This is a genomic window from Streptomyces sp. 150FB (assembly GCF_000818195.1).
Taxonomy (GTDB): Bacteria; Actinomycetota; Actinomycetes; order Streptomycetales; family Streptomycetaceae; genus Streptomyces.
The window spans coordinates 6,150,609-6,155,289 of the sequence record NZ_JTHL01000001.1 but is presented as its reverse complement, the minus strand read 5'-3'; the positions used below and the strand labels follow the sequence as shown (position 1 = coordinate 6,155,289).

Genomic DNA, 4,681 nt, shown 5'->3' with positions numbered 1-4,681 from the left:
GGCGCCTGCGGCTGCTGCGGGACGTCGAGGTCGAACGGGGTGGCCGAGCCGCCGTTCAGCGCCGCCAGCGTGTAGTCCGCCCAGATCCGGGCGGGGAAGCCGCCGCCGTTCGCCCGGCCCGAGTTCGCCGTGCCCGTCAGCGTGACCTGATTGCCGCCCTTGGGGGCCTCGCCGAACAGCGCCACGGCGGTGGTGAGCTGGGGGGTGTAGCCGATGAACCAGGCCGACCTGTTGTTCTCCGAGGTGCCGGTCTTGCCTGCCGCGTGGTACGCGGGGCTGTTGACCACCGAGCCCGAGCCGTTGGAGACGACGCCTTCGAGGACCTTGGTCACGGTGTCCGCCGTCTTGCGGCTGAGCACCTGGCCGCCCACCGGATCGGCCAGGTGGACCTGGTCGTTCTTGCGCTCGGCGGACTTGACGATGGTCGGCGTGACCTTGCGGCCGTGGTTGTCGAGCGTCGCGTACACCCCGGCCATCTGGTACGTGGAGGCGCCCATGGTGCCGAGGGCTATGGCGGGGCGCTCGGGGAAGCTCGCTCCGTCGTCCGTCATGCCCATGCTGAGCGCGGTCTTCTTGACCTCCGCGGGGCCCGCGTCCACGACGAGCTGCGCGAAGACGGAGTTGATGGAGTCGTCCATCGCCTTCTGCACGGTGACGTCCCCGTAGTCGGCGTCGTCCTCGTTCTCCGGGGCGAAGGGGGTGGTGCTGCCCACGACGGGCCGTTTGCTGGTGCCGTCGTAGATGGTGTTCGTGCCTATCTTCTCGCCGTCCTGCGTGGTGGCGCCGTTCTCCAGGGCGGAGGCGAGCACGACCGCCTTGAAGGTCGAGGCCGGCTGGTAGTCCTTGCGGGTGGCGTTGGATATGTAGTGCTCCGTCGCGCCCACTCCCCCGTACAGCGCGACCACATGTCCGGTCTTCGGGTCGACCGAGGTGGCGCCCGCCTGCACGGTTGCGTCGGTCTTGTTGGTCGTGCGGTGGAGCTTGTCCTCCAACTGCTTGTTGACCGACTTGACCAGTGCTTTCTGCCGTTTCTCGTCGATGTTGAGGGTGATCGTCCAGCCACCGGCGTCGATCTGCGCCTGGCTGACGCCCTGCTTGATCAGCTCGTTGTTGGCCGCCTCGACGAGATATCCGGTCTGGCCCTCCATGCCGGGGGCGGCCTTGGGCTCGTGCGGTACGGGGAACTTCAGGCCCTGGCGCTCCGAGGCGTCCAGCCAGTGCTGCTGGACCATGTTGTCCAGGACGTAGTTCCAGCGCTCGGTGGCCAGCTTCTTGCCGGTCGGGGTGGCCAGCGCCCAGTCGTACTGGTTCGGGGCCTGGAGCAGCGCGGCGAGGTACGCGCCCTGCGAGACGTTCAGCGCCGAGGCGTCGACGCCGTAGTACGCCTGGGCCGCCGCCTGGATGCCGTAGGCGCCGCGGCCGTAGTAGCTGGTGTTGATGTACCCGGCGAGGATCTCGTTCTTGTCGTACTTCTGATCCACCTTGAGCGAGATCACCAGCTCCTTGAGCTTGCGGGTGACCGTCTGGTCCTGGGTCAGGTAGTAGTTCTTGACGTACTGCTGGGTGATGGTCGAGCCACCCTGCTTGCCCTTGCCGGAGAGGGTGTTCAGCAGACCGCGGGCGGTGCCTTTGATGTCGATCCCGGAGTCCGTGTAGAAGGACTTGTTCTCGGCTGCGACGAAGGTGCGCTGGACGTCCTTGGGGATCTGGTCGAGGCCGACGATCTCACGGTTGATCTTGCCCGTACGGGTCAAGACCTTGCCGTCGCTGTACTTGTAGACGTTGCTCTGCATCTCGGCCTGCGCGTTGGCCGTCGGCACCGGCACCATCACGTAGATCACGGCGAACGCGCCCATGGCGAGCAGGCAGAGCCCGAAGAAGGTGCCGAGCATCTTCTTCCAGGTGAACAGGCGGCGTATGCGGCCCTGTTTTTGCGCCCGGCGCGCTCCTCGCTGCCGGGCTCGTCTGTCGTCAGCTCGGCCCATGGGTCTTCTCGCTCGCTCTCGGTATCGGTGTCCTCGGTCGTCCCGCAGGTCTCGTTCACGGCTTCGGTCACCGGATCAGCTCAGAAAACTAACACCGCTCGCTGTGACAAACGGATGCTGATCCGGTCTTTTGGGACGTGAGCTTCCGCACCCGCCCTAACAGAACGACTCATGACAGGCCCGGAGGGTTGCGGAAACCATTAATTGGATATCACAATGCTAGCTACCGCTCGGTTGGCGGACGCCTGACAGAAACGGGGAACGACCATGCCTTCCACCAGCACCGCACCCACGGACGAACTGCCGGAGATGCCCGACCCACGTGTACGCGAGGTGGCGGCCAGGAGCATCGGCGGCGGACTCGCCCTGCTGCTCGGACTGCTCGGACTCGTCGTCGGCGTCGCCCTGATCGTCGTCGGCCTCACCTTCACCTCGGACGGCGCCCGGGTGGCGCTGATGGTCGTCGGCGTCGTGCTCGACCTCGCCTCGATCGTCGCGATGAGCGGGCTGAACATGGTGGCGCCGGGCGAGGCGCGCGTCGTCCAGCTCTTCGGCCGCTACCGGGGCACGATCCGTACCGACGGCCTGCGCTGGGTGAACCCGCTCACCACGCGGGCCAGGATCTCGACGCGGGTGCGGAACCACGAGACCGCCGTACTCAAGGTCAACGACGCCTACGGCAACCCGATCGAACTCGCTGCCGTGGTGGTCTGGAACGTCCAGGACACCGCGCAGGCCCTGTTCGAGGTGGACGACTTCCTGGAGTTCGTCTCCACCCAGACCGAGGCCGCCGTACGGCACATCGCCATCGAATACCCGTACGACGCCCACGAGGAGGTCGGTCTCTCGCTGCGCGGGAACGCCGAGGAGATCACCGAGAAGCTCGCCGTCGAACTGCACGCCCGGGTCGAGGCGGCGGGCGTCCACATCATCGAGTCCCGCTTCACGCACCTCGCTTACGCACCGGAGATCGCCTCCGCGATGCTCCAGCGCCAGCAGGCCGGTGCCATCGTGGCGGCCCGCCGGCAGATCGTGGACGGCGCCGTCGGCATGGTCGAGGCGGCGCTCACCCGGCTCACCGAGCGGGACATCGTCGAACTGGACGCGGAGCGCAAGGCGGCCATGGTCTCCAACCTGCTCGTGGTGCTCTGCGGGGACCGGGCCGCGCAGCCGGTCGTGAACACGGGCACGCTCTACCAGTGACCGAACGCAAGCAAGTACTGCTACGCCTGGATCCGGCGGTGTACGACGCGCTGGCCCGCTGGGCGGCCGGCGAGCTGCGCAGCGCCAACGCGCAGATCGAGTTCCTGCTCCGCCGGGCCCTCGCCGAGTCGGGCCGGCTCCCGGGTGACGCGGCCCCGATCCCGCGCAGGGGACGGCCGCCCAAGAGCCCGCCACCGCGCGGGGACGACCGGGAGCACGACGGCCGGGAGCAGGGCGGGTAGGAGTAAGGCGGCCAGGGGTAGAGCGCGACCGCGCCCGTTCCCCCCGAGGGGAGCGGGCGCTTCCGTCGTCCCGCCGCGCCGTGCCGTTCACCAGCCGGTGAGCAGCAGGTGATTCACCAGCAGGGCCACCAGCGCCTGCGCCGTCAGCCAGCCTCTCCGGCCGCCGGCGGGGAGCAGGGCGGTGCCCGGGAGCAGCCAGAGGGCGAACGGCAGCCAGATGCGTTCCGTCTCGGCCTTGCTCATGCCGGACAGGTCGGCGAGGACGAGGGCCAGCAGGGCTCCGACGACGACCACGGCGAGCCGTCCCTCGGCGGTCGACGCGCCGGTTCGCACCCGGCGTACGAGGGCCCCCGCCGCAGGGATCGCACGCGCGACGCCCGCCGCGCCCGCGAGTCCGACCAGGAGCACCGTGCAGGCCGGGTCCGCCCAGATCCAGTAGCCGTACGGCCGGACCGCCGCCGCCCCCTGGTAGTAGCGCACCACCAGCAGCCGGTAGGCCGCCCACCAGTCGAACCCCGCGAGGGTGAAGGCGGCGGGGACGACAAGTGCCCCGCACAGGAAGAGCGGCAGCGGCCGTGCCGTGCGCGCCGCCAGCAGGACGGCCGCGACGACGACCACGATCAGGGTCAGACCGTACGAGAGGTAGCAGGTCAGGCCGAACAGCAGACCCGAGCCGAGCGCCGCGGTCGCCGGCGAGCGGACCGTCCGCGTCGCGGCGAGCGCCAGCAGGGCGAGCGCCCAGGCGGCGACCGCGGCGAAGTACCCGTCGGCCGACACCCCCGTCCAGACCGCGGCCGGAGCCAGCACGAGAAACGGCGCGGCCCGGCGCGCCGTCGTCTCGTCGGCGAGCGCCTTGAGCGCGACGAGGACCGCGGCGGTGCCGGAGCTGCCCGCCACCAGGACGAAGACGGCCGCCCAGCCGCCGCCACCGAGACCGGCACGGTCGAGACCGACGAAGGTCAGGACGGCGGCGGGCGGGTGGCCTGCGATATGGGCGGGCCAGTGGTACGCGTCCGGGCTGATGACGATGGAGTGGGTGAAGTCGCGCAGGGCCGCGGGTATGTCACGGAACCGGTCGATGCCCTGGAGGTACTCGTAGGACGTGGTGAGCCGGGTCGCCACACCCCGGTGCCAGCCGTCGACGAGCGCGAGCGAGGAGATCCACGCCAGGGACCCGGCCCAGCCGGCCCGGACGAGGCCGCGCCAGGGCAGACGGGCCGCGAGCCCGGGACCGTACCCGACCACCGCCGC

Annotated in this window: 4 protein-coding genes; 2 read left to right on the top strand and 2 right to left on the bottom strand. The window is 69.8% G+C overall.

Translation table 11 applies throughout. From position 1 onward, the window contains the following. Window positions 1-1,985, bottom strand: a 1,985-nt coding sequence (locus QR77_RS26615; RefSeq protein ID WP_052489722.1) for a transglycosylase domain-containing protein, incomplete at its 3' end; no start/stop codon positions are given. A 267-nt stretch (window positions 1,986-2,252) separates the two neighbouring features. Between QR77_RS26615 and QR77_RS26610 the strand changes: the two genes are divergently transcribed. Both QR77_RS26610 and QR77_RS26605 read left to right on the top strand, forming a co-directional pair. Next, window positions 2,253-3,188 carry an SPFH domain-containing protein gene (locus QR77_RS26610; RefSeq protein ID WP_040024596.1) on the top strand — a complete coding sequence of 312 codons (936 nt, stop codon included), beginning with the start codon at window positions 2,253-2,255 and terminating at the stop codon, window positions 3,186-3,188. Next, entirely contained in the window at window positions 3,134-3,430 is a 297-nt protein-coding gene (locus tag QR77_RS26605) for a hypothetical protein (protein WP_078877877.1), read from the top strand. The genes QR77_RS26610 and QR77_RS26605 overlap by 55 nt, the downstream gene beginning before the upstream one ends. An 87-nt stretch (window positions 3,431-3,517) precedes the next feature. Here the strand turns inward: QR77_RS26605 and QR77_RS26600 are convergent. Beyond that, a partial coding sequence (locus tag QR77_RS26600; RefSeq protein ID WP_040028707.1) for a hypothetical protein occupies window positions 3,518-4,681 on the bottom strand: 1,164 nt, incomplete at its 5' end.